This window comes from Roseibium sp. (genome assembly GCF_965232425.1).
GTDB lineage: Bacteria > Pseudomonadota > Alphaproteobacteria > Rhizobiales > Stappiaceae > Roseibium.
The window spans coordinates 4,355,184-4,381,051 of record NZ_OZ246971.1; the positions used below are offsets into that span (position 1 = coordinate 4,355,184).

26 protein-coding genes and 1 other RNA gene are annotated in these 25,868 nt (G+C 60.3%); 16 read left to right on the forward strand and 11 right to left on the reverse strand.

Going from position 1 to position 25,868, the window contains the following annotated elements; genetic code table 11:
* Positions 1-147: 147 nt before the first annotated feature.
* Complete coding sequence (locus ACO08A_RS19785; protein ID WP_422037655.1) at positions 148-3,966, forward strand: AsmA family protein; 3,819 nt, start codon at positions 148-150, stop codon at positions 3,964-3,966.
* A gap of 16 nt (positions 3,967-3,982) precedes the next feature.
* On the opposite strand, the gene ACO08A_RS19790 is transcribed toward ACO08A_RS19785, so the two are convergent.
* The 4 genes from ACO08A_RS19790 to ssrA form a co-directional block, all read right to left on the reverse strand.
* Complete coding sequence (locus tag ACO08A_RS19790; RefSeq protein ID WP_422037656.1) at positions 3,983-4,195, reverse strand: ribbon-helix-helix domain-containing protein; 213 nt, start codon at positions 4,193-4,195, stop codon at positions 3,983-3,985.
* Between the two features lie 5 nt (positions 4,196-4,200).
* On the reverse strand, positions 4,201-4,398 hold the full coding sequence (locus tag ACO08A_RS19795) for a DUF4169 family protein (RefSeq protein WP_422037657.1): 198 nt from the start codon (positions 4,396-4,398) through the stop codon (positions 4,201-4,203).
* A gap of 15 nt (positions 4,399-4,413) precedes the next feature.
* Positions 4,414-4,992 (reverse strand): SspB family protein, encoded by a 579-nt coding sequence (locus tag ACO08A_RS19800; RefSeq protein ID WP_422037658.1) that lies wholly within the window; start codon positions 4,990-4,992, stop codon positions 4,414-4,416.
* 184 nt (positions 4,993-5,176) lie between these two features.
* Positions 5,177-5,548: a transfer-messenger RNA gene (gene ssrA / locus ACO08A_RS19805) on the reverse strand.
* 159 nt (positions 5,549-5,707) lie between these two features.
* Here ssrA and ACO08A_RS19810 point away from each other — a divergent pair.
* A complete protein-coding gene (locus tag ACO08A_RS19810) occupies positions 5,708-6,502 on the forward strand; it encodes a thymidylate synthase (protein ID WP_422037659.1) in 795 nt (264 codons plus the stop codon).
* Between the two features lie 593 nt (positions 6,503-7,095).
* Here ACO08A_RS19810 and ACO08A_RS19815 read toward each other — a convergent pair.
* On the reverse strand, positions 7,096-8,463 hold the full coding sequence (locus ACO08A_RS19815) for a multicopper oxidase family protein (RefSeq protein ID WP_422037660.1): 1,368 nt from the start codon (positions 8,461-8,463) through the stop codon (positions 7,096-7,098).
* Positions 8,464-8,652: 189 nt separating this feature from the next.
* Between ACO08A_RS19815 and ACO08A_RS19820 the strand changes: the two genes are divergently transcribed.
* Positions 8,653-9,726 (forward strand): serine hydrolase domain-containing protein, encoded by a 1,074-nt coding sequence (locus tag ACO08A_RS19820; protein ID WP_422037661.1) that lies wholly within the window; start codon positions 8,653-8,655, stop codon positions 9,724-9,726.
* Positions 9,727-9,930: 204 nt separating this feature from the next.
* On the opposite strand, the gene ACO08A_RS19825 is transcribed toward ACO08A_RS19820, so the two are convergent.
* Both ACO08A_RS19825 and ACO08A_RS19830 read right to left on the reverse strand, forming a co-directional pair.
* The gene (locus ACO08A_RS19825; RefSeq protein ID WP_422037662.1) at positions 9,931-10,611 is read right to left on the reverse strand and encodes a DUF2461 domain-containing protein; all 681 of its coding nucleotides are present in this window, start codon (positions 10,609-10,611) and stop codon (positions 9,931-9,933) included.
* Positions 10,611-10,982 carry a TfoX/Sxy family protein gene (locus ACO08A_RS19830; RefSeq protein WP_422037663.1) on the reverse strand — a complete coding sequence of 124 codons (372 nt, stop codon included), beginning with the start codon at positions 10,980-10,982 and terminating at the stop codon, positions 10,611-10,613. The genes ACO08A_RS19825 and ACO08A_RS19830 overlap by 1 nt, the downstream gene beginning before the upstream one ends.
* Before the next feature lie 155 nt (positions 10,983-11,137).
* Between ACO08A_RS19830 and ACO08A_RS19835 the strand changes: the two genes are divergently transcribed.
* From ACO08A_RS19835 to ACO08A_RS19860, 6 genes are all read left to right on the forward strand, one after another.
* Positions 11,138-11,659, forward strand: a complete 522-nt coding sequence (locus tag ACO08A_RS19835; protein WP_422037664.1) for a dihydrofolate reductase — start codon at positions 11,138-11,140, stop codon at positions 11,657-11,659.
* An 8-nt stretch (positions 11,660-11,667) separates the two neighbouring features.
* The gene (locus ACO08A_RS19840) at positions 11,668-12,144 is read left to right on the forward strand and encodes a GNAT family N-acetyltransferase (RefSeq protein ID WP_422037665.1); all 477 of its coding nucleotides are present in this window, start codon (positions 11,668-11,670) and stop codon (positions 12,142-12,144) included.
* A gap of 211 nt (positions 12,145-12,355) precedes the next feature.
* Entirely contained in the window at positions 12,356-13,552 is a 1,197-nt protein-coding gene (gene hflK, locus ACO08A_RS19845) for an FtsH protease activity modulator HflK (RefSeq protein ID WP_422037666.1), read from the forward strand.
* A gap of 2 nt (positions 13,553-13,554) precedes the next feature.
* Positions 13,555-14,490, forward strand: coding sequence for a protease modulator HflC (gene hflC, locus ACO08A_RS19850; protein WP_422037667.1), 936 nt, complete (start codon positions 13,555-13,557; stop codon positions 14,488-14,490).
* Positions 14,487-14,672: a DUF2065 domain-containing protein gene (locus ACO08A_RS19855; RefSeq protein WP_421984076.1), complete on the forward strand. Its 186-nt coding sequence runs from the start codon at positions 14,487-14,489 to the stop codon at positions 14,670-14,672. Before hflC ends, ACO08A_RS19855 begins: the two co-directional genes overlap by 4 nt.
* 128 nt (positions 14,673-14,800) lie before the next feature.
* Complete coding sequence (locus tag ACO08A_RS19860) at positions 14,801-16,291, forward strand: Do family serine endopeptidase (protein ID WP_422037668.1); 1,491 nt, start codon at positions 14,801-14,803, stop codon at positions 16,289-16,291.
* 90 nt (positions 16,292-16,381) lie between these two features.
* Here the strand turns inward: ACO08A_RS19860 and serB are convergent, their stop codons facing one another.
* Positions 16,382-17,281 (reverse strand): phosphoserine phosphatase SerB, encoded by a 900-nt coding sequence (gene serB / locus ACO08A_RS19865; RefSeq protein WP_422037669.1) that lies wholly within the window; start codon positions 17,279-17,281, stop codon positions 16,382-16,384.
* Here serB and miaA point away from each other — a divergent pair.
* The 3 genes from miaA to ACO08A_RS19880 all read left to right on the forward strand — a co-directional run bounded on the left by miaA (position 17,280) and on the right by ACO08A_RS19880 (position 19,604).
* Positions 17,280-18,230 carry a tRNA (adenosine(37)-N6)-dimethylallyltransferase MiaA gene (miaA, locus tag ACO08A_RS19870; RefSeq protein WP_422037670.1) on the forward strand — a complete coding sequence of 317 codons (951 nt, stop codon included), beginning with the start codon at positions 17,280-17,282 and terminating at the stop codon, positions 18,228-18,230. The genes serB and miaA overlap by 2 nt on opposite strands.
* 213 nt (positions 18,231-18,443) lie before the next feature.
* The gene (locus ACO08A_RS19875) at positions 18,444-18,986 is read left to right on the forward strand and encodes a GNAT family N-acetyltransferase (RefSeq protein WP_422037671.1); all 543 of its coding nucleotides are present in this window, start codon (positions 18,444-18,446) and stop codon (positions 18,984-18,986) included.
* A gap of 93 nt (positions 18,987-19,079) precedes the next feature.
* On the forward strand, positions 19,080-19,604 hold the full coding sequence (locus ACO08A_RS19880) for a GNAT family N-acetyltransferase (protein ID WP_422037672.1): 525 nt from the start codon (positions 19,080-19,082) through the stop codon (positions 19,602-19,604).
* A gap of 85 nt (positions 19,605-19,689) precedes the next feature.
* On the opposite strand, the gene ACO08A_RS19885 is transcribed toward ACO08A_RS19880, so the two are convergent.
* The gene (locus tag ACO08A_RS19885) at positions 19,690-20,265 is read right to left on the reverse strand and encodes a TetR/AcrR family transcriptional regulator (protein ID WP_422037673.1); all 576 of its coding nucleotides are present in this window, start codon (positions 20,263-20,265) and stop codon (positions 19,690-19,692) included.
* Positions 20,266-20,386: 121 nt separating this feature from the next.
* On the opposite strand from ACO08A_RS19885, the gene ACO08A_RS19890 reads away from it, so the two are divergent.
* Complete coding sequence (locus ACO08A_RS19890; protein ID WP_422037674.1) at positions 20,387-20,803, forward strand: 4-oxalocrotonate tautomerase; 417 nt, start codon at positions 20,387-20,389, stop codon at positions 20,801-20,803.
* Between the two features lie 33 nt (positions 20,804-20,836).
* On the forward strand, positions 20,837-21,307 hold the full coding sequence (locus ACO08A_RS19895) for a hypothetical protein (protein WP_422037675.1): 471 nt from the start codon (positions 20,837-20,839) through the stop codon (positions 21,305-21,307).
* Between the two features lie 154 nt (positions 21,308-21,461).
* Here ACO08A_RS19895 and ACO08A_RS19900 read toward each other — a convergent pair whose 3' ends face one another.
* Positions 21,462-23,018, reverse strand: coding sequence for a 2-isopropylmalate synthase (locus ACO08A_RS19900; RefSeq protein ID WP_422037676.1), 1,557 nt, complete (start codon positions 23,016-23,018; stop codon positions 21,462-21,464).
* 486 nt (positions 23,019-23,504) lie between these two features.
* On the opposite strand from ACO08A_RS19900, the gene ACO08A_RS19905 reads away from it, so the two are divergent.
* Together ACO08A_RS19905 and ACO08A_RS19910 are read left to right on the forward strand one after the other, a co-directional pair.
* A complete protein-coding gene (locus tag ACO08A_RS19905) occupies positions 23,505-24,371 on the forward strand; it encodes a delta-class carbonic anhydrase (RefSeq protein ID WP_422037677.1) in 867 nt (288 codons plus the stop codon).
* A 388-nt stretch (positions 24,372-24,759) separates the two neighbouring features.
* A complete protein-coding gene (locus ACO08A_RS19910) occupies positions 24,760-24,894 on the forward strand; it encodes a hypothetical protein (RefSeq protein WP_421984065.1) in 135 nt (44 codons plus the stop codon).
* 531 nt (positions 24,895-25,425) lie between these two features.
* Here ACO08A_RS19910 and ACO08A_RS19915 read toward each other — a convergent pair.
* Positions 25,426-25,818: a hypothetical protein gene (locus ACO08A_RS19915; RefSeq protein ID WP_422037678.1), complete on the reverse strand. Its 393-nt coding sequence runs from the start codon at positions 25,816-25,818 to the stop codon at positions 25,426-25,428.
* Between the last annotated feature and the right edge of the window lie 50 nt (positions 25,819-25,868).

A 25,868-nucleotide genomic window follows, 5' to 3' on the forward strand; every position in this document is an offset into this window, starting at 1 on the left:
TTAACCGCGATGGTTTATGTGTAAGGGGGTCATTGCAGCTTTCCGGCCGGCTGTTTGCGAAAGAGGAAAGGTGCAAAAGGTGTCCCGCGCTGGGGCCGGTGACTTTGGTGAGCAAGGAGACAAGGCCTGAACTCCGTTTACATCACGTTGGGAATTTCCGTCATTCTGGTGCTCGTGGCAGCGCTGGTAGGGCCGTTTTTTATTGACTGGACTGTTTACCGATCCACGTTCGAAACCTATGCGGAGCGTGCGCTCGGACACAAGGTCACGGTGCTCGGGGAGGCGGATCTGCGCCTTCTGCCCGCACCGTCGCTCAGTTTTTCCGATGTGCGCGTCGGCGAAGCCGAGGACCCGCTCCTCGTCGTGTCGCAATTCAACGTCCGCATCGAGTTGCCGCCGCTTCTGAAAGGGGAAATCCGGGTCATCGACATGGAGCTTGACAGGCCCCATCTGGCCCTCTCGCTCGATGAAAGCGGCCGGCTGGACTGGCTGACCGCGCGCACGTCGGATGGCGCGCTGGCCAACCTTCCGCCCGAAGACGTTGCCTTTGAAAAAATCACCATTCGCGACGGTGCGCTTTCCATTGTCGATGCCCGGTCCGGAGAGACCCACCGGATCGACGACGGCAATCTTGCCGTCAGTGCCCGGTCTCTTGCCGGACCTTTCAAGGCAACCGGCAGCCTGACGCTCGAAGGCGCGCCGTATAACCTGACCATCGCCACGGGCCGCGCCCAGGAGGACCTCGGGATCCGGATCAAGGGCGAACTGACGCCGATCGACTGGGCGGTCAACTTCGCTTTTGACGGGATGCTGCAGCAGACAGACGCAGCCCCGGCGTTCGACGGTACCTTCAACATCGCTTCCATCGTGCTCGACGAAGACACCGGCAAGAGCTGGTCGTCCGAAGGCCGCTTCACGGCGGATATCGCCGAGGTGGCCGTGCCCGAATTCGAGTTCAGATACGGACCGGAGGACAGGCGTCTCAGTGTCAGCGGCAGCGCCGACCTGGTCTATGCCGGTGACAAGCGATTTGAGGTTCGGGCGCGGTCAAAGCAGGTGGATCTCGACCGCCTCCTTGGCGGCGGCCCCCAGGACCCCGTGGAGATCAATTCAGCGGGTGGGCAGCTGATCTCCGCGCTGCGCGCCGTGCCCCTGCCGCCCATTGACGGCGCGATCTCGCTCGATGTGCCCGCGGTTGTTGCAGGTGGCGGTATTATCCAGAATGTTAGGCTCGACCTGGAAACGATGCTGGGCGGCTGGCGGGTTGCGCGGCTTGCCGGCCGTTTGCCCGGGCGGACCCTGGTCGCGACCCAGGGAGATCTCGGTCTTGAACCGGCAATGAGCTACCGCGGGGCCCTGTCCATAAGTTCCGATCAGCCCGGTTCCTTCCTGGGCTGGTGGCGGCAGAAAGAGGGCAGCGCCTCCGCCATGGAGCCGATTGCGCTTGAGGGACGGCTGAATCTTCTTCCGGAAGGGGCCGCGCTCAACAATCTGCGGCTTACGCTTGCCGGGTCGGAAGCACGGGGCGGTCTTGCCTACCGCAAGCCGCGAAGCGGGGCCGACGAGTTTTCGCTGAACCTGGAGGCGGACCGGCTGGATCTCGACGCGATCGAGAATATCGCTGCCATCATGCGTCCCCAGGCGGATGCCGACGGCGCATCCGACAACGCGCCCGAGCTGAATGTTTCGGTGCGTCTGCGTGCCAAGGAAGTCGTCGCGCGCGGGGTTGACGGCAAGGGACTGGCCCTGGAAGCAGACTATGCAGACGGAGGGGTCCGGATCGACCGGCTCTTCGCAGAGGATCTTGCGGGCGCGCGCCTGGACGTGACGGGGGCAATTCAAAACCTCTTTTCCGCTCCTGAAGGTGCCATCGCCGGTGAACTGGAGGCACGGGACCTGTCCGGCCTGGTCGCACTGGCGGGAAGCGTGTTTCCGGAAAGCGTCCTTGCGGGCCGCCTGGAGAAGGCAGCAAGTAGCCTGGTGCCGGCTAATTTCCAGGGTGAGCTCAAAGCCGCGGCGCGTGGCGGCGAGACGGATATGACACTCACGCTCGACGGCTTCGCCGGTGGCGCGGAAGCCGCTTTCAGTGCCGGGTTGAAGGGGCGTGTCGACGACTGGCGTGATGCCGAACTGCAGCTTTCGGTCGGGCTCAGGGGACCGGATGGCGGCAAGCTGCTGCAGCAACTGGGTTTCGATATCGTCCCCTTGAACGAAAATGACGGCGGACGGCTATACGTGATCGCGTCAGGCGTTCCATCGGAAAAGCTGACCGTTGAAGTCGATGCCACGATCGGGACGTCCGAGCTGTCGGCGGACGGCGCCCTGGTCATGGCGCGCAACGCCGACACGGAGTTTGACGCCGCTGTCACGGCGAAGACCGATGACCTGGCACCGCTTGCCTTGATGGCCGGCCGGGTTCTGCCTGTCATGACGGGAACCCTCCCGGCCGAAATCTCCTTCAATCTCGCGGGGCGCGGGAGCGAGCTTGAGATCAGCGATGCGACGGGGACCGTCGGCGAAACCGCATTCGAGGGCGCTCTGGCCGGTGACCTTGAACCGGCGCCGGGCGAACGCAATCGCCGTTTCAGCGGACGTCTTGCGGCAAGTCAGGCGGACCTGCCTGGCCTGACCGAACTGGTTCTGGGCCCCGATCAGTGGTTTGCCGCCGGTGACGGTTCCAGCATCTGGCCAACCGTACCGTTCGGCGCACCCCTTCTGGACCGGCTCGACGTGACGCTTCAGTTCGAAGCGGACCGCCTGTTGCTGGATGAGGAGACTGAAATCTCCAACCCGCGCGCCGAGATGCGGCTCTCGCCGACACTGCTGCGCCTCGATGGCTTGAGCGGTGCGTTTGCGGGAGGCGGTCTGACCGGGAGCCTGTCGGTCCAGCGCTCGGACGCGGAGGCAGCATTCTCCGGGCGGGTGAAGCTCGACCGCGCGGATATCCGCCAACTGGTCTGGAGACCGGACAACCGGGCGGTCGCCTCCGGCACGCTGGATCTGTTTCTTGAGTTCGAAGGGGCAGGGCGGTCGATTTCCGCGATCGTTTCAGGTCTCAACGGTGGCGGTACGTTCTCAATGGAGGCGGGCGATTTCCGCGGTCTCAATCCGCAGGCCTTTCCGCTTGTCACGCGTGCGGCCGATGCGGGGCTCGAGCTTCAGGACGACCGGATCAAGGAAGTCTTCGTCAACCACATGAGCGCAGGCAGCCTGCCCTTCGACCGCGTCGACGGCACACTGACCCTTGTTGGCGGACGGCTGAGTGCACGCAATGTCGTGGTGGATTCCGCCCGGGCGGAAATCTTCGGCTCGGGCGAGGTCGATCTCAGATCTTACGATCTCGATGCTGATTTCTCGCTGAAGATCGATCCGGGAGAGGATGCGGTCACCGGCGCCGAACCCCAGGTCGGGCTGCTGTTCGAGGGGCCTGTCGATGCGCCGGAGCGGCGCGTCGATATCGCACCGTTCACCGCCTATCTGACCCTCCGCGCCTTCGAGCAGGAGGTTGAGCGTGTGGAGAAACTCCAGGCGGAGATCCTGGAGCGGGACCGGCTGGTGCGCGAACTGAAACGTCAGAGACAGGCGAGCGACCGGCGCGTGCGCGAAGCAGAGGCGGCAGCACTTGCAGCCGAAGAACTGGAACGGCTCCGGCTCGAAGAAGAGGCACGGGCGCTTGAAGAGCAATCTGAACAGCGGATCGAAGAGGAGGCTGGCCAGCCGAGCGATCCCGCTCCCTTGCCGAGACAGCAGAGCAACCTGCAACAGGACGGGGATGACGGAGCTTTCGCGGAGCGGATCCGGGCGCTTCTGGGAGACGACGGCCCGCAGACAACGCAGTCCGTCCCCACCACGGCGCCGCCTTCCAAGCCGGGCAGCAATCTGCCGCCGCTCGATCCGCCGGTTTCGATTGAAGACCTGATCACACAGGACGTCGGCGCACCGCTTGTGTTGCCTGGGGCTCAGTAGGCCGGAAGAACTTCCTTCAAGTCGCTCTCAGTTGCCGGAGAACCCAAAGCCTGACGGCTGAAGAAAGCGGATCCTCGGGATCGCGGCTGTCGTCTATTTCGGCGATCAGGCTTGCGAGCGACCGTTTGTCGGCTTTGATGTGGGCATCAACGACGTCCCAGAATTCGGGTTCGAGGGCCAGGCTTGTGCGGTGACCGTGAAGGGTCAGGGACCGTTTGAAAAGCGGCATCAGGTTCAGGTGCTGTCGTCGCCGGAAGGGGAAAGCCGGTGACCGTCGACCTTCTTTTCCAGTTCGTCGCGCCGTCTGCGCGCGGCGTCCCGCTCAGCCTTTGTCCGGCCGAATTTGCGGCGATTGTCCTCGGCTTCCCTGTCCCTGGTCTCGCGCTGCTTCCGCTTGCGAGCCTGGCGCAGATTGACGATTTTCGCGCTCATTCGGGTCTCCGATCGTCAGGTCTTTTTCCGGAAAGCATCAAGGGACACGACTTCTCCGCCGCCATCACCCTCGGGTGCCTTGGCGGCCGGTTTCTCGGCATCGTCCTTTTCCGGTGGTGAGGCATCGGCCTCCTTGACGTCACCGGTTCCCCCGGTCGCGCTTTCGGACTGTTCCTGTTCAGCCTTTGCGAGTTCCTCTACGGCTTCGAGCAGTTCCTCTGGCAATTCCTCGGCTGTCTTGCCGGGATCAAATTCAAGCGCAAACTGGACGGATGGGTCAAAGAACCCCTTGATCGCCGAAAACGGAACCAGAAGCTTCTCCGGCACGCCGCCGAAGGAGAGACCGACTTCAAAGGCATGTTCGCCGATCGCCAGATCCCAGAACTGGTGCTGCAGCACGATGGTCATTTCCTGCGGATAGCGTTCCTTCAGTCTCTGGGAGATGCGGACGCCCGGCGCATTCGTGTCGAAGGCGATGTAGAAATGATGCTCGCCCGGCAGTCCGGTGCGCCCGACCTCGGCCAGGATCTTCTTGACTGCGCCCCTGAGCGCGTCCTGGATCAAAATATCGTATCGCAGAAGGTCTTCAGACATCAGTTCTCGTCGAATCTTGCTTTGATTTGGTGCCTTATAACCCACATTGACGGCCCGGCGCCAAAAAGAAAAGCCAATTTTCCAAGTGATACCGGAATAATGCGTCTTTCCTGAGAAGGCCAAGTCAATGCATGCATAAAGCCGCGATTTGCGGGCTTTGCCTCAGGTTTTCAGGTATCGGAAAAGTGAAGGCTTCTGTTGCCAGGTGCCTTCGAACCCCGCCTGCCGGTGCTAATCCAGCAGGGCTTTAAAGGACTACCGGCACTGCATTACGCAGCGACAGCGTTGTCCATAGCATAGTTGTCGTTTGCAACTATTAAGACAGCCCGATAACGGTGGTACAATGCCGAGCAAAAGCACAGTCTTTACGCCCTCGTCGATCCTATTTCGCCCCCGCCGAAACCCACGTGACTTCCGGTGGAATGCCCCGTGGGCTTGGGTGGAGGCGCCGGGTACCGCCCCCGGGTCCGATAGGTTTATTGCACTGACAGTTTATTGCCATAGCTGGCGAACCAGCCTGCCTGATATAAGTGTTTCAGCCCTGAATTGAAAGTGGTTTTGCGCTTGCGGCGACGTTTCGCAGGTCCCGCCCGGTGCGTATCGTCCACAGCCTCGCCCCCGGGATCTGGGGAAAGTGCGGGCCAGGGGATGTGTTTTTCGCAGAATCTGCGAAGTTAGCCCTGTCCACTCAAATCCGCGTCCGAAAGGCGTTGCCGTGCAGCAATATCTCGACCTCCTGACGAAAATTCTGGATGAGGGCGTCGACAGGGGTGATCGCACCGGAATAGGCACACGGTCGGTCTTCGGGTACCAGATGCGGTTTGATCTCGCCGACGGTTTTCCCGTGGTCACGACCAAGAAGCTGCACCTCAGGTCGATTATTCACGAATTGCTCTGGTTTCTCGCGGGCGATACCAACATTCGCTATCTCAACGAGAACGGTGTGAAGATCTGGGATGACTGGGCGGACGACAACGGCGAACTCGGACCCGTCTACGGCTACCAGTGGCGGTCATGGCCCGCGCCGGACGGCCGCTCGATCGACCAGATCGAGAAACTGCTTGAGATGATCCGCACCAGCCCGGAAAGCCGGCGGCTGATCGTGTCGGCCTGGAACCCGGCACTGGTCGACGAGATGGCGCTGCCGCCGTGCCACTCCCTGTTCCAGTTCTATGTCGCGGAGGGCAAGCTCTCCTGCCAGCTCTATCAGCGGTCCGCGGACGTGTTCCTCGGTGTCCCCTTCAACATTGCGTCCTACGCTCTCCTGACCATGATGGTGGCACAGGTCACCGGCCTGAAACCGGGTGATTTCGTGCACACGCTCGGCGATGCGCACCTTTATTCCAACCATTTCGATCAGGCACGCGAGCAACTCACCCGCACTCCACGTGCCCTGCCGCAGATGAAGATCAATCCGGACGTCTCGGATCTGTTCGCATTCAAGTTCGAGGATTTCGAACTGGTCGGTTACGATCCGCACCCGCATATCGCGGCACCGATCGCGGTGTGATGGGTTCGACGCCTTTTTCCGAATTCTCCTGATTTCGACCACCGGGGGTGCCGGGTCCCGGCCTTGATGCTTGTGCAGCAAACCTGGACAAAAGGCTGGGCGTAGCCGTCATTCCGGACAAGTGCAGCGTGCGCTGCGCGCCCATCCGGAAACCAGATGTATTTCGCGCCGAAGGCGCGGCTTATTCCTGTCGTATCTTCAAGAGTGTTCGCTTCGCTCACGCAGATTTCTGGATTCCAGATCAGCGTTCGGCATCACCTCACTTGTCTGGAATGACGGCTGGGGAACGTCACACCCCATCGCCACACCGTGCGAACACTGTGAGATCTCAGGCTGAACAGCAGTGGATCACACCTGACGAAGACGGCCCATTTGAGCTCATTCCGAGAACGGGCCCAATCGTATTCACATAAGTTGATGACAAATCGGGGAAAAGTTCGCATCCAGGCTTGGCGACGGCCGGCACAATGACGCTTTCTCAACGACGCTGACACATCTCGGCGCTCGGCGCTCGGCGGATGTTTGCGGCTCGTGAAACCACAGCCGGTTCACAAAAGCAGAATTCGCGCCTCTGCGTCTACAGCACTGGCCGTTCACACCACCTCGAACCAGGTCATCATGCCCGAGGCCGCGTGGCCGAGCATGTGGCAGTGGATCAGCCACTTGCCGGGATTGTCGGCGACGAAGGCGATCTTGACCGTCTCTTGAGGCTGCGACGTGAAGGTGTCGCGCCAGTCCTGGTGGTCCAGCGGTTCTCCGTCCCTTTCCAGCAGGCGGAAGTGATGCCCGTGGATATGCATCGCGTGCGGAAAGCCGGTGTCGTTCCGGCTTTCCAGAACGATCGTCTCGCCGCGCCTTGCATTGAACATCGGCTCGCCCTGCATGCCGGCGACCCCGTTGAAGGTCCAGAACTGACCGTCCTGAACCATCTTGCGCACCTCGTCTTCCGACCGGTCCTCCATCAGGGCGCGCATTCCGCCCATGGCACCGCCCTGCATGACGAGCGGCAGCTCCAGCGCATCGGCAAGATCCGGTTCCGGCAGCCGGTTGACCGGGGGAAGCGTGAGCGGACCGTCCCGGCCATCTCCGTCAGAAACCTGGAAGTTGGCGAATGCGAAGGGCTGTCCGGTCATCATTTCGAGAGGAAAAGTTCCGGGTTCCGTTGGCTGCACGGCAAGATCCATGCGCTGTGCCGGGGCCAGCTGTACAATCCCCGGGACCTCCCGCGGTTCGCTCAAGGTCTGGCCGTCCAGCGCGATCAGCTTCGCGCCCATGCGCTCCGGGGCAAGGTCGAGGATCCGCGAGGCGGACACGTTGATGAGGCGCAACCTGTGCCAGCGGCCCTTTTGCAACGGAATATCCGGCAGGGAAACGCCGTTGACCGTCAGCCAGTTTCCCAGGCGTCCCGCATGCGAGAAGTCATGCCGCGCGCCAAAGCTGGCCGTGTCGAGTACACCGTTCTCGTCCAGGCGCCAGTCGCTCAGCACAAGATTGATGTCGGTGTCACCGGAGAAGAGGTCGTCGTGGTCCTCGACGACGAGTGGCCCGGAGAGCCCGCGCGGAACCTGGTTCCAGCTCATGTTGTGGGCGTGGTACCAGTAGGTTCCGGCGTCCGGTGCAACAAAATCGTAATCGAAGCTTTCGCCAGGCTGAACGGCCGGTTGCGTAACGCCTGCCACGCCATCCATCGCATTGTCGATGCGGATGCCGTGCCAGTGGATCGAGGTCGGTTCGTCCAGCTCGTTGATGAAGCGGACCTTGACCCGTTCCCCCTGTTTCACCCGGATTTCCGGTCCCGGCAGGCGATCGTTGTAGAGCCACAGCGGAGAAGCGCCGCCCTTGTCGCCATAAAGGCGCGCTTCGCCTTCCGCGGCTCTCAGCTCAAGGAAATCGTCCGATGTCTTTGCAAGTGTCAGCTTCGGAAAAGCTGCAATCGCGCTGCCCGCCAGCGTGGTTTTCAAGAATGACCTGCGATCCAAATCCGTCTCCGGCTTGCCTGATCAGGGAGAAGTTCGTGTGGTGATATGATGTTTCCAGCAGCTGGAAGGTCAAGTCCGGGAGACTGATTAGACGTCAGACGCAAAAATGCGCGCTTTCTTGTGTACACTCTCGGTTGCGCTCACCGGCATCTTCCCATCAGGACAAAGCTCATGACCTCTCCCGACGCCGCAATCTCCCTGTCGCCTCACGCGATTGCCGCCGAAAACCGCGGATTCGATCCGATGATTGGCCGCAAGCTGGTCGCCGGTGTGGAATCGGGCCTCTTGCGGCACCTGCATGTCGTGCTTGCCGAGCGGGGTGGCGAGACCATTCTGGAAAGCTACGGGAACGGACCGGACGAGGATTGGGGCCGGCCGATCGGTGACGTGGACTTCGGACCCGACACGCTGCACGACCTCAGGTCGATCACCAAGAGCCTGGTTAGCCTGCTCTACGGCATCGCGCTGGAGAAGGGGCTTGTGCCGCGCATCGACACGCCGATCCTGAGCGAATTTGCCGACTATCCGGACCTTTCCTCGGACCCGGCCCGGATGGAACGGACCATCGAGCATGCGCTGACGATGAGCCTTGGCATGGAATGGGACGAGACGAAGCCCTATACGGACCCGGAAAACAGCGAAATCGCGATGGAGCTCGCCCCGGATCGCTACCGTTACATACTGGAGAGAAATCTCGTGTCGGAGCCGGGAATGCGCTGGATCTACAGCGGCGGTGCCACGGCCCTGGTCGGCAGGATCATCGAAAAGGGGACAGGGCAAACGCTGCCGGATTTCGCAAAAGATGTCCTGTTCGATCCGCTCGGCATCAAGACCTTCAAGTGGTCAGCGGGCAAGGATGGCACGCACTCGTCCGCTTCGGGTGTCCGGCTGACCGCGCCCGATCTTCTGAAAATCGGCCGTCTCGTGCTCAACGATGGCGTCTGGGACGGGCGCAGCCTTGTCCCCGAGGCCTGGCTCCGGGCGTCGCTCCGTCCTGTTCTGGCAACCGGTGAAGGCGTTGACTACGGCTATTTCTGGTTTTGCGGAAAGGCTCAGAACGCGGCACTTGGCGGCCCGGTGCCCTGGTTCGGCGGTTTCGGCAATGGCGGCCAGCGGCTGTTCGTCTGCCCGAAGGCCGACGTCGCGGCGGTGATCTATTCCGGCAACTACAACAACTGGATGGCCTGGATCCCGCCCACCAGGGTCTGGCTGGAAATCATCCTTGCCAACCTGCACAAGGCTTGACGCGCGTGCAGGTTCTGGGTTCTGCCGAGCGTGCAGCCCATCCTTCGAGACGCCGCTGAAGCGGCTCCTCAGGATGAGGTCGGTTTTTTTGGATTTTGGAGGTGCCGAAAACCACGACCTCATCCTGAGGAGGACCATCAGGTCCGTCTCGAAGGATGGGCCACGCGTGAGGTCGCGTCAGCAAGGCCGCTGGCCTCCGCTTGCTCACGCGGTCCTGGACAGATCCAGGAGCCAGCTCCAGAAAGCCAGTGTGGGTTTCCATGTGTCGACGAGGAAGGTTGCGGTCTTGTCGCCCGTCGCCGGAGCCGTGTCCGTGATCGTTGTCCAGACGGCAAGGCCCTTATGGCGGGCGAGGTCGGTGTGCGCATGGTCTTTCGGAAATCCGCGCGGAGCTTTGGCGAGATCCGGTGTGGACCTTTCGAACCCGTTTGCCTCCAGCGCTGACAGGAGGCCGGCAATTTCGCCGCCGCCGCCGCTTTCAAGGGCCTGGAGATAGGAGCCGAGAGCTGCCTTGGAGAACGCCATGCAGCCGGTTCCGAGGCGGATGTGGCCGGGTTCGAAGGAAACGAAAAAGCTTGGCGGTTGGGCATCCCTGCCTTCGAAGGCCTTGCCCTTCGGCCAGAAAGCCATCCGGATGTGTGCGTTGTAAGGGGTCTTGTCTTTTGAAAACCTCAGATCCCGGTTGATCCGGAACTGCTTGGAGGCGGTTTCAAGACCGGTCAGCGCGGACAGCCGCTCGGCGAGATCGGCGCGCAGGGCATCGGCGGGTTTCTTGACGACCCGCTGATAGTCCGGCTTGTGGGCGTCGAACCATTCCTTCGAATTGTTGGCCTTCAGATCGGCCAGAAACGCAAATGTCTCGGGCGAAAAACCTTGTGACGGCATCAGGCTCTCCTCCCGGCGGGCTTCTGTTTCGGTTTGGGAGCCTTGGCGGGCAACGAGCAGACATAGGCGCGCGCCATGTCGACCCAGATCTTCAGGTCCTTGTCGCTTTCAATGCCATCCGGTTCGACCTTGATGAAACCGGGCATCGGCCGTCCGGCCGGTCTGCAGGGGGAGGCATGCGGCCTGGCCAGGGCTTCTGCTTCCTGCTCCTTGCCCACACGCGCCATCAGTCCACGCTTTGATGCGCACACAAGCATGTTGCCGTTGACCATGAAGCAGGTCGAGCCGAACATCCTTTTCTGTTCGACTTTCTCGTCCGGGATCAGGGCCCGGGTGCGCTCGATCAATACGGTTTCCATCAGTTCTGACATTTGAAGTTTCCTGTCCTGCCGGGTTTCTCGCCGAGGACGCGCGCGGACCGTGAAATCCGACAGGCCCTGGAAAACAGTGTGCGAAAAACTCTCCGCATGCCGCGTTTTATGCTAGGAGGCGCACTTCGAAAAGGAAACGGGATTCGGAGACCCACTTGCCTGACCTGGTTCTCATTGCCGCCGTTGCCCGCAACGGCGTCATCGGCGCGGACAACGACATGCCCTGGCAGCTGTCGTCCGACCTGAAGCATTTCAAGCGCCTCACGCTCGGAAAACCGGTGATCATGGGGCGCAAGACTTTTCTGTCCTTTGGCGGGCGTCCCTTGCCGGGGCGTCCCCACGTGGTGATCTCGCGCGATCCAGACTACGCACCCGAGGACGTCGACACGGCGACATCCTGGCCGATGGCGCTTGAAACGGCCGAGAGGCTTGCCGGTGATCTTGGCGTGGACGAGATCTTCTGCATTGGTGGCGGCCAGATCTACGCACAGGCGATCGGCAAGGCGGCCCGTCTGGAGATAACCGAAGTCGACGCGGAACCGGACGGTGACACGCGTTTCCCGTCAATAGACCCCGCGGCCTGGGAAGAGGTGAACCGGGTCCCGGGAGACCGGACGGAAAGAGACAGTGCCGGCTTCACCTTCGTGACCTATCGCCGCATATCCGGCGCGAACTGAGTATCACAATGGAATTCGAAACGACCCAAAGCGCAAGATGGTGCCGGTTGCAGCAGATGTCGCCGCTCGATGTGCATGATCTGCTCAAGCTCCGGCAGGATGTCTTTGTCATCGAACAGACCTCGCTTTACCAGGACATTGACGGCAAGGATCCGGAGGCGCTGCATCTGCTCGTACGTGACAGGTCCTCCAACGCGCTGATCGGGACCGTTCGTGTCACGGAAGATGTTCAAGCCGGAACGGCGAGGATCGGTCGTGTCGTCATCGCGCCGTCGGCGCGGGGAACGGGACTCGGCCGGAAACTGATGCTTGCGGGGATCGAAAAAGTCGAGGAAATCCTGCCCTCGGGTGTCATCGATCTGTCTGCGCAGGCGCATCTGGAGAGCTTCTACCGGTCGCTGGGCTTTGAGACCGTTTCGGTGGAATATCTCGAAGACGGCATTCCGCATGTCGACATGACCCGCAGGTGCGGCGCGGGCAATTAACCCTTCGGCCAGATCTTTCGGCAGCAACGACTTGACACCGCCACAATTGCGCACCACCTGCGGCACGGGAAAACACATGGGTTTTACGCGGAAAGTATGCCGATCTTCGCATTGAAAGCATCCGGTAACCTCCCTATAACCAACGGTGAGTCAGAACGGGTGAAAGCCCATGTCCGGCGGCTGACGCCGGAGTTCACAGAAGGAAGTCTTGATGCCTTGGAGCAATCAGTCAGGCGGCGGTGGCCCCTGGAAGGGTGGCGGAAACAATGGCGGCCCATGGGGCGGCGGCGGCGGCGGTAACAACAACGGACCCTGGGGCGGTGGCCCGAACCGGGGTGGAGGCGGCGGTGGCAACCCGCCGGACCTTGAAGAACTGCTGAAAAAGACCCAGGACCGCATGAAGACCGTTCTGCCCGGCGGCGGCGGTGGCGGCATCGGTTTCGCAGGCGTCCTGATCGTGATCGGCATCGGCATTGTCGGCTGGCTGGCCACGGGCATCTACACGGTCGACGAAGGCGAGCGCGGTGTCGAGCTGGTTCTCGGCGACGTTGTCGGGATTACCTCTCCGGGTCTGAACTACAATCTTCCTTACCCGATTGGCGACGTCTACAAGCCTGCAGTCGAACTCCAGCGTGAAACCACGGTCGGCGTGGACGAGACATTCTCGACGTCCGGTGCGGTGCGCGCACGCGACATCCCGGAAGAAAGCCTGATGCTGACAGGCGATGAAAACATCGTCGACGTGGGCTTCAAGGTGCTGTGGCGTGTCAAGAACACGACCGACGGGATCACCGACTATCTCTTCAACATCCAGGAACCGGCAGCCACGGTGAAAGCGGTCGCGGAAAGCGCGATGCGTGAAGTCGTCGGTGGGTCCAACATCGATGCGATCCTGACCGAAAACCGCGTCTCGATCCAGAACGACGTCGCCACACTGATGCAGACGACGCTCGACTCCTATCGCGCCGGTGTCGAGATTGCCGAAGTGCAGATGCAGAGGGTTGACCCGCCGGCGCAGGTTATCGAGGCGTTCCGTGACGTTCAGGCTGCCCGGGCCGACCAGGAGCGTATCCGCAACGAAGCGGAAGCATACGCGAACAGGATCGTGCCGGAAGCGCGCGGTCAGGCCGCGCGCGTTCTGGAACAGGCAAACGGTTACAAGGACCAGACCATCGCGGAAGCAACCGGTCAGTCGCAGCGTTTCAGCAAGATCTACGAGGAATACCAGAAGGCTCCCGACGTGACGCGTGAACGTCTCTATCTGGAGACCCTGGAGAAGGTCCTCGGATCCAACAACAAGATCATCATCGACAGCGATACTTCAGGCTCCGGCGTTCTGCCGTTCCTGCCGCTGAACGAGTTGAACAGAGGCGGCAGCGCGCCCGCCACGCGGACAGGAGGTAACTGATCATGCGTAGCGGTATTCTCGTAATTGTTCTCGCCGTCGTTGCCGTTGTCGGTTACCTCTCGGTTTATGTGGTCAATCCGACCCAGCAGGCGCTTGTCCTGCGCTTCGGTCAGATCACGGAAGCTCCGAAGACCGAGCCCGGTCTCTATTTCAAGATCCCGTTCGTTCAGAACGTTGTCTATCTGGACAAGCGTATCCTGAACCTGAACATGCCGCCGCTTGAGCCGATTTCCTCGGATAAGAAGCGGCTGATCGTGGATGCGTTCGCGCGCTACCGGATCTCCGACCCGGTTCTGTTCTACCAGCGTGTTCAGAACGTGCTGACGGCCAACCGGCGTCTGTCGACACTGCTGCAGTCCACGCTGCGTTCGGAAGTCGGCCGGACCAGCTTCGTGGCGCTGGTGCGCGACGACCGCTCCGGCGTGATGGACAACATCCGCCGCGACGTCAGTGCCAATGCTGAGGAACTCGGCATCGAGGTGATTGACGTGAAGATCCGCCGGGCGGACCTTCCCGATGCCAACTCGCAGGCGATTTATGCCCGCATGCAGACGGAACGTCAGCGGGAAGCGACGGAAATCCGCGCACAGGGTGAAGAGCAATCCCGCCGTATCCGTTCGCGTGCCGATCGTGATGCGACGGTCATCGAAGCTGAAGCCAACCGCGATGCGGAAATCATTCGCGGTGACGGCGATGCGGAACGGAACCGGATCTTCGCGGAAGCCTTTGGTGCCGATCCGGAGTTCTTCGCCTTCTACCGGTCCATGCAGGCCTATGAAGCCGGCTTGCAGTCAGGTGACACCAGCCTCGTGCTGTCTCCCGATTCCAGCTTCTTCCGGTTCTTCAAGGACCCGACGGGCGTGAACGCACCGGCTGGAAGCGGTGACGACGGCGGGACAGGGATCTCGACCCGGTCGCCCTCACTCGCCGCGCAATGAATGACTTTGTAACCGCGCTTGGCCTGGTTCTGGTTATCGAAGGCGTTCTTTATGCGCTCATGCCCGGCGGCATGAAGAGCATGATGCGGAGCGCTCTGGAAACATCGGATCAGACCTTGCGCGTTGCAGGCATTGTCGTGGCCGTTCTGGGCCTCATATTTGTGTGGATCATACGCGGATAACGAAAAGTTTCCGGGCGGGAGGGGCAAAAATCTCCCGCCCGTTCTATATTCTGGACTAAACGTCGTTAGAAGTTCCGGCTGTCTTCATTGTCAGGCAGCTGTACCGGAAGGGATGAGGAGAAAGCCCTATGGCTCCAAATTTTGTTCGCCGTCGCATGTCCCGGATCGCGTTTGCCGCGGCGGGCCTCGTGCTTGGCGGAATGATCGCGTTTCAGCCCGTTCAGACCGCGCAGGCGCAGGGACCGGTGTCGGTCGCGGACCTCGCGGAGAATCTCGCGGACGCGGTCGTCAACATCTCCACCGCCCAGACCGTACAGGGTCGCAGGTCGGTGCCTATGCCGCAGGTGCCGGACGGATCTCCGTTCCAGGAGTTCTTCGAGGAATTCTTCAATCGGCAGAACCGGGACAACGAACAGGCGCCGCGCCGGGTGCAGTCGCTCGGCTCCGGGTTCGTGATCGACGGGACCGAAGGCATCATCATCACCAACAATCACGTGATCGAAGGCGCCGACGAAATCACCGCCAACTTCAATGACGGCACCGCGCTGCGGGCAGAAATCATCGGAACGGACGAGAAGACCGATCTGGCCGTGCTGAAGGTCGAACCGGAAACCCCGTTGAAAGCCGTCGATTTCGGCAATTCCGACACGATCCGCGTCGGTGACTGGGTGATGGCGATCGGCAACCCGTTCGGCCTCGGCGGTACAGTGACCGTCGGGATCGTTTCCGCACGGAACCGGGATATCAATTCCGGCCCTTACGACAACTTCATCCAGACCGATGCCTCCATCAACCGCGGCAACTCGGGTGGTCCGCTGTTCGACATGCAGGGCAACGTGATCGGCATCAACACCGCGATCATTTCGCCGTCCGGCGGTTCCATCGGGATCGGCTTCGCCATCCCGGCGAAGACCGCCATGCGCGTCATCGACCAGTTGCGCGAGTTCGGTGAAACGAGGCGCGGCTGGCTGGGTGTCCGCATTCAGGAAGTCACCGACGAAATCGCCGAGAGCCTGGCCATGAACGAGGCAATGGGGGCGCTGGTGGCCGGTGTCACCGAGGACGGTCCCGCGGCAAAGGCGAAGATCGAGGCCGGTGACGTCATCATCAAGTTTGACGGCAATGAAGTTGAGGAAATGCGTGAACTGCCGCGCATGGTGGCTGAGACCGCGATCGGCAAGGAAGTCGAGGTCGTCGTCCTGCGCAAGGGCGAGGAAGTCACGATCAACGTGATCCTCGAGCGCTTGGAAGAAAGCACGCCGACACAGGCAAGCGTGACGGAAGACGAAGAGCCGGCCGAGGAACCTGCAGCGAAAAGCGAGGTTCTGGGAATGATGCTGGCCGAGTTGGACGACACGCTGCGCGAGCAGTTTTCCATTGATGCCGATGTAACCGGTGTTGTGGTGACCGAAGTTCTGCCAGACACGTCGGCTGCCGAAAAACGGATTACCGCGGGCGATGTGATCAAGGAAGTCGCGCAGGAACCGGTCGAAACACCGGCTGACGTAGCGTCGGAGATCGGCAAGCTGAAGGATGACGGACGGCGTTCCGCTCTGCTGCTTCTGTCAAATCCCACGGGTGACGTTCGTTTCGTACCGGTGCGGATCGAAGACGAATAGAGCCTGACGGTTTTGGAAAAAAAGGGCGTCCGCTGTGGCGCCCTTTTTGGTTCCGGCACTTGCCACCACGCAAGCGTGGATCCGGTTTGTTCAGCTGAGAACGAAGTCCTTTTCCGCATAGCCTTGCAGGTACAGGAGCGCGGTCAGGTCACCGTGGTCCACCCGGAAATCGGCGGCCTCGGCGACGGCGGGTTTGGCGCGATAGGCAACGCCGGCACCGGCGCGCTCGATCATCGCGAGATCGTTTGCCCCGTCACCAACCGCGAGCGTCTCGCTGAATTCGATGGCCTTGTCGGCAACAAGTTCTTCCAGGCGTTCACGCTTGGCATCGCGTCCGAGAATGGGTTCGGCGACCTTACCGGTCAGTTTGCCGTTTTCCTCAAGGAGCGTGTTTGCCTGGTTCTCGTCGAAGCCGATCATGGCGGCAACGGACCTGGTAAAGTGAGTGAAGCCGCCTGACACGAGTGCACAATAAGCGCCGTTTGCCTTCATCGTCTGAACCAGCGTCCGGCCACCGGGCATCAGCACGATCCTGTTGCTGAGCACGGTATCGATCGCGGAAACGGAGAGGCCTGCAAGCAGGCCGACCCTTTCACGCAAGGCAGGCTCGAAATCGATTTCGCCCCGCATGGCGCGCTCGGTGATCCCGGAAATCTTCTCTTTCAGCCCGAGCTCCGCCGCCAATTCGTCGATGCATTCCTGACGGATCATGGTGGAATCCATGTCGGCGATCAAAAGGCGCTTGCGGCGATCCCTTTCTGGCTGCACAAAGACGTCGACCGGCGCCGCGCCGATGACAGTTCGTATCCTGGATGAGGCGGCGGCAATCGCGGTTGCGTCGGCAGCCTCAAAGCGGATGTCGGCTGCGACACCGGGGCTCAGGACCGTCTCGGCAGTTGTCTGTCCCAGAGCCTCCGAGACCCGGCGGACAAGATCCTGATCGACAGCCGGGGCCGTCGGGGTAGACACCAAAGTGGCAACAAAAGACATGGACGCATCCCTGGAACGCAAAAGCAAGCAGCCTGGCAACGGCCGCGCCATCCTGATAGCCGGACCGACCGCGAGCGGCAAGTCCGCTTTCGCGCTCAAAGTCGCGGCGGGGTGCAATGGCGTGATTGTCAATGCGGATTCCATGCAGCTCTATGAAGATCTGCGCGTTGTGAGCGCCCGTCCGAGCGCGGAAGAAGAGAAGATGTCGCCACATCGGCTCTACGGCATCCTGCCGGCGTCGACGGCTTTCTCGACCGGGGCCTGGCTGCGTCTTGCGGCGGAGGAGATCACCGGTCTGAGAGCCGAAGGCAAGGTGCCCGTTGTCGTCGGCGGAACCGGGCTTTACTTCAAGGGACTGACCGAAGGCTTCGCCGATATGCCCGAGATACCCGAGGCAGTTCGCCGGGACGCGCGTGCACTTGGTGATCGCGAAGGCGTGGAAGGATTGCGCAATGCCCTGGTACGGGAAGGGGACCGGGAGGCTGCGGCGGTACTCAACGACCCACAGCGCCTTTCCAGGGCGCTGGAGGTGATCGTCGCGACCGGCAAACCGCTGAGCGCGTGGCAGGTGTCCGCGCAGACAGCGCCGTTTCTTGCCACGGACGAATGCGTCAGGGTTGTTCTGGCACCACCGCGCCCCTGGCTGCATGAGCGCATCGAGCAGCGTGCCCGCCTCATGCTGAGCGATGAGGGAATCGGTGAAGTCAGAACGCTTCTGGCGAAAGGATTGTCACCGGAATTGCCCGCCATGCGGGCGATCGGCGTGGGTGAGATTCGAGACTTCCTGTCCGGAGAGACGGGTTTTGAAGAAACCGTCCACAGGCTCACTGTTGCGACGCGGCAATACGCCAAGCGTCAGGAAACCTGGTTCCGCAACCAGATGCCGGACTGGCAACGAGTTGATCCGTCGCAGGGAATCGGGGCAGATGAGATCATTGCACAGCCATAATTTCACCTAGTCAACTTAAAGGCGGTGCGCTGCAGCATGGAGTTTTACGGTAACCTGTTGGGAATACGCATATATTTTTGCCGTTTTTGACCTTATACTTTTGTATGCCTTCGAGTTGGCACAATTCAGGGTTAAGCGTCCGGCACTCGTTTCCGGAAGTTTCTTCGCCCCGGCAGGAAACCGCCTGACAAGATCTGATCTCAGAGGAGGACCATGGTGCAGACGATTATTCTCGAATGCGGCTCAGTGCGGCTTGTTCCCTTCTCCCCGTCCGATATTAATCTCGTCAAAAACCTTCGCTCCGACCTCTTTGGTAATCGTTATACGGAATTCTCGACAGGTTCCCTGTCCGCCGACGCGGCCGAACTTGTCCGTTCCGCGCTTCAGAACCAGGCTGAACTCGGGTTTGCCAAGTGGAAAGCCGTTGCCGAGGATGGGCGTTTCCTTGGATGGGCGGGCTTCACGCCGGTCAGCGAAACTTCCGAGATCAGTCTGAACTATTGCCTTTCCAACGAGATTCTCGATCAGGACGGCACGATCGCAAAACGGCTCTGTACGGCATTGACCGGCTGGTTCTTCGAAAACACCTATTTCTCGCATCTCGTTGCAGTCGTGCGGACCGACAATAGGGCTATGCGCGACGTGGTGCAGGATGTCGGCTTCAATCATCGTGAAAGCAAGAAGATCGAAGGCATGCAGGCCGATGTCTTCCAGCTCTTCAGCCCGTCGATGCAGTCCTACCTCATGAGCGCCTGACGGATCGCGAAAGCTTGCCGGCCGCGATCTGGCATTCCTCAGCGATAGCGCGCTTTGTCCGCATGCGCTCCACCTTCTTCCGGACCAACTGCCTTGTCAGACTTGATTCTTGAAACGAAGCGTCTCCGGCTGGAACCGTTCGAGGAGGCGGATTTTCCGTCTCTGCTCGAACACCATTCCGATCCGGACGTGAACCGGTACCATTCACCCGGCCCGCGGCCGATGACCGGCGACGAAGTGAAGAGCCGGCTGCTCGAATTCATCGACCGAAATGACGGCTCGGGCTTTGGCCGGCGCAAGCTGACCACACGCACGGGCGAATATGTCGGCCGCGCCGGCATAGACTGGATGAGCGATCCCGACGGGCATGAACTTGCCTACAGCCTCAAACGCTCCGCCTGGGGCAAAGGTTATGCCTCGGAAATTGCCGGAGCGCTGACGCGCTGGTTCTTCGAAAACCCGGACAACAGCTTCCTGATCGCCTATGCGCATGCTGATCACCAGGCGTCGCAGCACGTGATGAAAAAGACCGGTTTCAGGCACTGGTTCGACAGGGAAAAACACGGTGTTCCGTGCTCGTTCTACCGGATCAAGCGGGTTGATCTGGGGCCCTGTTGAACAAGCGTTTGAAAGCTGAAGTGGTTCCTGATTGAAACGCTTCGTTCGAGCTCGGGATGTCCGGCACCTGTGATCTGCAATCGTCTTACCCTGCAATGGCGAGTGCTGCACGGCGTGCGGCATCGGCAACGGCTTGCGCCGATTTCTCGTCTGCCATGGCCCGGGCCGTCGTGAGGGCTCCGATGAGAATACTCAAGAAAGCCCATGCCTTTTGAAGGCGTTCCGCCTCGTTGCTACCCTCCAATCCGCTGCCAACGAGCCGCGCGATCGTCTGCATTTTTTCCTCATAGAGTTCGCGGGTTTCAACGCCTGACCTGACAACATCGGGCGACAGGGCGGTCATGGCACAGCCGCAGGCGAGATCCTTGCGATGAGCGCTCCCCAGATAGTAGTGCACAAAGGCTTCCGGCCAGTCCTTTCCAAAGCGGTTCTGATAGTCCGGAACAGCCTCGATCACTTCATCGAGACCCAGCTTAAGTGCCGCCAGAAAAGCACCATCCTTCGATCCCAGGTGAGCATAGAACGCCCCGGAGGTGGCCCCGGCTTCATTTGCAATCCCGTCGACACCAACACCCGCAAAACCCTTGGCGCGAAAGGAACGGCTTGCTGCCGCTATCAGAGCCTTCTGGGTCTCGGCTTTTCTAGCTTGTTGTTTTGCCATCGTTTCTCTCATTTAAAATAGCGATCGTTATATAACATTGACAAAATAACGATCGTTACATAAATAGGTTCTGTCGAGAAATATAACGAACGTTATATTAATGAGAAGAAAGGAAACGATCATGCCGCTTGCATTGAGCTACACGGAAGGTGTGCTGACCCCGGAGGCAGGTTTGCGCGCGGGGCGAAGGATCACCGAGGCCTTCCTGAAATGGCACGGCCTTGCAGACAACAATGCGATGTCTTCAAACGTCACCATGCAGATCCAGTCCCTTCCGAAAACGGGCGCCTTGTCCGGCGGTAAGCCCGTCGAAGCAGTCTGGCTGGAGTGCAAAACGCCGTCTTTCGCTTTTGCGGATCGTGAAGTCCAGGTGGGTTTTTTCAAGGAAGCGACGGAAATCATCTCTGATGAGGCGCGAGGCAATGTGCCCCACGAGCGCATTTTTTCCAACGTCGTGCACACCGTGGACGGGACCTGGAACTTCGACGGCAAGGCCATGACCAACGCACAACTGAACGCGGAGATCGCCCGGGGTTGATCCCCCGGCGGCATAGAGCAGGAAACCATTGATATGAAACTTGTACGCAAATCCCTGGCGACCGTGGGCCTGATCCTGTTGGCGTCGACCGCTCAGGCCGAGGAGTGCCTGGATATGGGCGGTGTGGCGATTCCGAACTTCTTCTCTGAAGGGAGGGGGCAGCCCGTGATCATATCCGCGACCCTGATGGGCACGGTGACAAATGCCGCGGGCAAGATCCTGTCGCAGCGCGTCACGGAAACAGGTCTGGAAATGGAGCTGGAGCATTACTTCGGCCGGTCGGACGGCGGCGCCATTTTTACCAAGGACACCGGTGTCTTGACAGAGGTTCCTGGAAGGCCGGGCCGCTACATGATCGAAATCACGTATGAGGTTCAAGAGGACATGGGCCGGGGAACACTCGCCGACTATAGCGGCACCTTCAAGAGCTATGGCCTCGTCGATCTGAGAGATCCCTACGATCTTCAGGGGCTTGTGCGGTACTCAGGCAAGCTCTGCAAATAGACAAAAAAAGGCAAGGCATCGGCTTCGCCGGACAGGACAATTGTCTTCAGCGCGCCCGAGCTGATGCGGACCCTTTCACCTTGACAAAAACCGCCCCGGTCCCTGGACCGGGGCGGTTTGACTTGATGTTGCTGGCAGTGCCGCGCGTTAAGCCTCAAACAGCCTGCAGCGCTCCGGGGTTGCCGGTCTGCTGACGCAAAGCCAGCTTGTTCATGGCGGAGACATAGGCCCGGGCGGAGGCGACCAGGGTGTCGGTGTCCGCACCCTTGCCGGTGGCGATCCGGCCCTCGGCTTCCAGCCGCACGGAGACTTCCGCCTGCGCGTCGGTTCCTTCCGTGACCGCATGGACCTGATAGAGCGACAGCGTCGCCTCGTGGGGAACGATCGCCTTGATTGCATTGAACGTCGCGTCCACGGGACCGTCGCCGGTGGCTTCCTTGGTGATGTGCTGACCGTTGACATCCATGGTCAGGATCGCCTTCTGAGGACCGCCGGTGCCGGCAATCACCGTCAGGGCAATCACCTTGGTGCTTTCGCCCAGGATGTTGATTTCATCCTCGACCAGCGCCTCGATGTCCTCGTCATAGACATGCTTCTTGCGGTCGGCGAGATCCTTGAAGCGTCGGAAGGCGTCTTGCAGGGCGTTGTCGCCCAGTTCGAAGCCCAACTCGCGCAACTTGTCGCGGAATGCATGGCGGCCGGAATGCTTGCCCATGACCAGCGACGTTGCTTTGACGCCGACATCCTCCGGACGCATGATTTCGTAGGTTTCAGCGTTTTTCAGCATGCCGTCCTGGTGAATGCCGCTCTCGTGGGCAAAGGCGTTCTTGCCGACGATCGCCTTGTTGTACTGGACGGCAAAACCCGATGCACCGGCAACCATCTTCGATGCGCGCACCATGAACTGCGGGTCGATCTGGGTGGTGTAGCGCAGGATGTCGCCGCGGGTGCGGATCGCCATTACGATCTCTTCCAGCGCTGCATTGCCGGCCCGCTCGCCCAGTCCGTTGATGGTGCATTCGATCTGCCGCGCACCGCCGGCGACGCCGGCCAGGGAGTTTGCGACCGCCAGGCCCAGATCATCGTGACAATGGACGGAGAAGACGGCCTGATCGCTGTTCGGCACACGCTCACGGATCTCGACGAACATGGCCTTGTATTCGTCCGGCGTGGCGTAGCCGACCGTATCGGGCAGGTTGATCGTCGTCGCGCCGCACTTGATGGCGGCTTCCACACAGCGGCACAGGTAATCGATCGGCGTGCGGGTGGCATCCATGGCCGACCATTCGACGTCGTCGATCAGGTTGCGGGAGCGGGTCACCGTGTCGGTGATGATGTCCATCACCTCGTCCTGCGACTTGTTCATCTGGAACTTCAGATGGATCGGTGAGGTAGACACGAAGGTGTGGATGCGGCCCTTGTTGGCATGCTTGACGGCTTCGCCGCACCGGTCGATATCGGCATGGATGGCGCGGGCCAGACCCGCGATCACCGAGTTCTTGGACCGCTTGGCGATTTCGCTCACGGCTTCGAAGTCGCCGTTCGAGGCGATCGGAAACCCGGCTTCGATGATGTCCACGCCCATGTCGTCGAGGATCTCTGCGATCTGCAGCTTTTCCTCCAGCGTCATGGAGGCGCCCGGCGACTGCTCGCCATCGCGCAAGGTGGTGTCGAAGATGCGGATATGGTCCGTCTCTTGGGTGGCAGTCATGTCATTTCGTCCCTGGCTTGGATCGGCGGTTCCAAATGGCTTTTGCAGGTTTGAACACGGGCGCGATCCGGAATTCGTAAGGCGGTGATTTGAAGTCTCTCCCCTAAGTGCCCGTTCCGCTCGTTCAAAACACGGATCAGCCGACGCTCAGGGGCATCTAAGAAGGAGGAGATCGCCAAGTAGAATGAGGCCGCCGCGCTCTTTCAGCGCGTCGAAGCTAGAACCGGTGATGTCGCGTGGCGCGATCATGGGTCTTAACGGGGCCTTCGGTCGTTACAGCGTTTCAGCCACCCAGCCTGACGGAAAAGCGTGAGCAGGTGGTTAACGGGATCGTTCTTACGGCAGGTCGAAGCCGGTTGCAAGACGTTATGGGTATTTGAAGGTCGAGGCCTTCATTTCAGCGGCGGCTTTGCAACTTGAAGATTGGAATTTTCGTCACTGGCACTTATAACTATGTTCGTGTGGGGGACATTGAAAGGTGTCCTTATGAAAACATCCCATGCCACGGCGGCGGCACTTGTTTGCGCGTGCGCCATCACCAGCGGTGCAACAGCTTCCGAAGGCGGCAGCGCCGCAGCTTCCAACGAGGTCATCGCGCATCAGCGACAGGCACTGGCCGAAAAAACCAGCGGTGCCGGGTTCGGACCCCAGTCTCCACGCGACATCGGTGCCGTTGACGGGGCCAATCCGAGACTGTTCGTTGCCGCGCCGCCCAGGGCGCATATGAATCTCTGTAACATTCACTTTCACGAAAGCGCGGAACACCGGGGCGGCGAATTCACGACCTATGCCGGCAACGGCGACGGACACGGCTACGGGACCGGTTACAAGTACAACGGCGCCCTCACCGATGCCGAACTTGAACCGCTTGACTACAAGGTCGGGTCCAGTGATCACGGCGATCTGGAGCCGGGCGACACGATCGAGGTTCACTATGTCTTCACGACCGCAAAGGTCGATCCGGGTCCGACACTTGGCTCCTGCCTGAGCGAAGCGGTCAACAACCCGCAACTGCGCGTCGAGGCGCAGGTTTATGTCCTGGTCAACGATGATCAGGCACTCGACTTCGTCAAGCTCACCCGGGTGGGCGTCGTGGGCGGTTTTCATCAGGCGCCGAACATTCCGACCGACACGGGGGCGCCTGTGCAGTACGCCGGGTCAACAACAGGACCGGGGTACAACGAAAAAGGATCCCCCTTCCAGGTGACCTGGAGCGTGAGGCCGAAGGTCGCCAAAGTGTCCATCGCCTCCGTGGACTACTGGCTGAGCGGAAACATCTTCAACGAGGAATACGCGCATGGTGTCAGGAACCTCGTGCGCAATCCGGACCTGCTCAGCGTCATAGAAAAATAGTCCGTGCCCTAGGCATGGCGGCTTCGCTTTCAGGAGCGAAGCCGATGTCTTTTTGAGCGCGATCTTCCCCCCATGCTGCCGTCTTCCGATGCGGCAGAACCGGATCTTTTCAAAGAGGCCTGGCAGGTTTTCTGTCATGAACACGATCGGCTGTCCTTGCCGACCGGAACGGGAGCCTTGCACGAAAAATGCAGCCGGGAGAGCATTCCCGAAATGCGCGGGCCCCGCATGCATGCCGGCGGTGCAAAAGCCCGGCAGCTTTCTTCCTGTTAACGGTTTCTTTGGCTGACTCATTGATAAAATTTAATGAATTTCATTAACCGTCAAATATTGAATTTCTTGCTTAGGTGCACTATGTGCGCTATTGTTGGACACAAGGAGGAATAAAATGAATTTACACACAGCACATTGCCTGCTTGTCCGCGACGGCTTGACCTATAATCGGTCGCGTCTCAGCTGGCTCCCATCGAAGCTCTATCGCTCGTTCCGCGATGCCAACAAGTACCTGCGTGGAGCGCGTTAGTTTCGGTCTTCGTGATCTGAGCCTAGGCTCAAGAAAAAAGCCCGCCGGTTTGGCGGGCTTTTCTGTTTCTCTCCAACGATGACCTGCCCACGAAACTGTCGGGACCCGGTTCGGTGTCCGGTTGGCCGGCTATGCCTGAATATCTACGCTCTCGCCAAGACCCGGCGGTGGAGCCGCCGGAGTGCCGGACGCTGTGGACGCCTCGCTTTCGGACGTCTCGGTTTGACCCGGCGCGGTCGGGTTCGATGTATAAGCTTCCGATTTCAGTGCTTGTGTGCTGGCCGGTACTGCACCTGCTGGTCCAACATCCATGACCTTCTCCTTTTGTCCATCCCATACCATTGGATCATGATAAGGTGGCCGGGGAAGCTTAACGGGCACTGAAGCACTTCACCCGCATTACAAGACGTGAAGTCGAGTTCAGATCAGTTGATTGCCAGCACGCTGTACACAGGTCGAATTCTGATCAAGTGCTCCCGGCGCGGCGATCTGTTTTTCAGATTGTCCCACCAGACCTTTTTGTACAAATGGCTAGCGATCGTCGCACGAGTGGGTGCTTTCGATGTGGCAAGACTTGAGCATGAGGATGTGCCGGCCTCTCACGCCGCCCCAGCCATCTCCCGCGACAACATGAACACATAAACCGGGGTCAGGTTCGATGTCCTTCAAGTCGTCGATTTCACACTCCACGGAGAGCATCGCGCGCTCCGTTGTCAGATCGAAGACATGAACGCCGGGTTGCTTGGGCAATTCCATCGAATTGTAGTGAAAACAAAATCCCTTCACGTCTCGCTTGACGATCGCGTTAACATCGTTCCAGCCGTTGTACGTGCGCAAGCACTTGAAATCATGACTGATGTCATCCGCGAGAATGGGAGTGGATGCGAGAAGCAGCAGCGATGTCGCCAAAATATAAGTCTTCATGCGAAGTCGTTCAAAACAGTGTCCGGTGCCTCCTTGCTCTTTTGAGCAAG

Coding starts and splice junctions, on each gene's coding strand:
- miaA (WP_422037670.1), top strand. CDS start 17,280: ATGGACGCATCCCTGGAACGCAAAAGCAAGCAGCCTGGCAACGGCCGC.
- ACO08A_RS19915 (WP_422037678.1), bottom strand. CDS start 25,818: ATGAAGACTTATATTTTGGCGACATCGCTGCTGCTTCTCGCATCCACT.
- serB (WP_422037669.1), bottom strand. CDS start 17,281: ATGTCTTTTGTTGCCACTTTGGTGTCTACCCCGACGGCCCCGGCTGTC.
- ACO08A_RS19890 (WP_422037674.1), top strand. CDS start 20,387: ATGCCGCTTGCATTGAGCTACACGGAAGGTGTGCTGACCCCGGAGGCA.
- ACO08A_RS19795 (WP_422037657.1), bottom strand. CDS start 4,398: ATGAGCGCGAAAATCGTCAATCTGCGCCAGGCTCGCAAGCGGAAGCAG.
- ACO08A_RS19855 (WP_421984076.1), top strand. CDS start 14,487: ATGAATGACTTTGTAACCGCGCTTGGCCTGGTTCTGGTTATCGAAGGC.
- ACO08A_RS19895 (WP_422037675.1), top strand. CDS start 20,837: ATGAAACTTGTACGCAAATCCCTGGCGACCGTGGGCCTGATCCTGTTG.
- ACO08A_RS19860 (WP_422037668.1), top strand. CDS start 14,801: ATGGCTCCAAATTTTGTTCGCCGTCGCATGTCCCGGATCGCGTTTGCC.
- ACO08A_RS19885 (WP_422037673.1), bottom strand. CDS start 20,265: ATGGCAAAACAACAAGCTAGAAAAGCCGAGACCCAGAAGGCTCTGATA.
- hflC (WP_422037667.1), top strand. CDS start 13,555: ATGCGTAGCGGTATTCTCGTAATTGTTCTCGCCGTCGTTGCCGTTGTC.
- ACO08A_RS19820 (WP_422037661.1), top strand. CDS start 8,653: ATGACCTCTCCCGACGCCGCAATCTCCCTGTCGCCTCACGCGATTGCC.
- ACO08A_RS19910 (WP_421984065.1), top strand. CDS start 24,760: ATGAATTTACACACAGCACATTGCCTGCTTGTCCGCGACGGCTTGACC.
- ACO08A_RS19800 (WP_422037658.1), bottom strand. CDS start 4,992: ATGTCTGAAGACCTTCTGCGATACGATATTTTGATCCAGGACGCGCTC.
- ACO08A_RS19825 (WP_422037662.1), bottom strand. CDS start 10,611: ATGCCGTCACAAGGTTTTTCGCCCGAGACATTTGCGTTTCTGGCCGAT.
- ACO08A_RS19840 (WP_422037665.1), top strand. CDS start 11,668: ATGGAATTCGAAACGACCCAAAGCGCAAGATGGTGCCGGTTGCAGCAG.
- ACO08A_RS19790 (WP_422037656.1), bottom strand. CDS start 4,195: ATGCCGCTTTTCAAACGGTCCCTGACCCTTCACGGTCACCGCACAAGC.
- ACO08A_RS19875 (WP_422037671.1), top strand. CDS start 18,444: ATGGTGCAGACGATTATTCTCGAATGCGGCTCAGTGCGGCTTGTTCCC.
- ACO08A_RS19900 (WP_422037676.1), bottom strand. CDS start 23,018: ATGACTGCCACCCAAGAGACGGACCATATCCGCATCTTCGACACCACC.
- ACO08A_RS19830 (WP_422037663.1), bottom strand. CDS start 10,982: ATGTCAGAACTGATGGAAACCGTATTGATCGAGCGCACCCGGGCCCTG.
- hflK (WP_422037666.1), top strand. CDS start 12,356: ATGCCTTGGAGCAATCAGTCAGGCGGCGGTGGCCCCTGGAAGGGTGGC.
- ACO08A_RS19905 (WP_422037677.1), top strand. CDS start 23,505: ATGAAAACATCCCATGCCACGGCGGCGGCACTTGTTTGCGCGTGCGCC.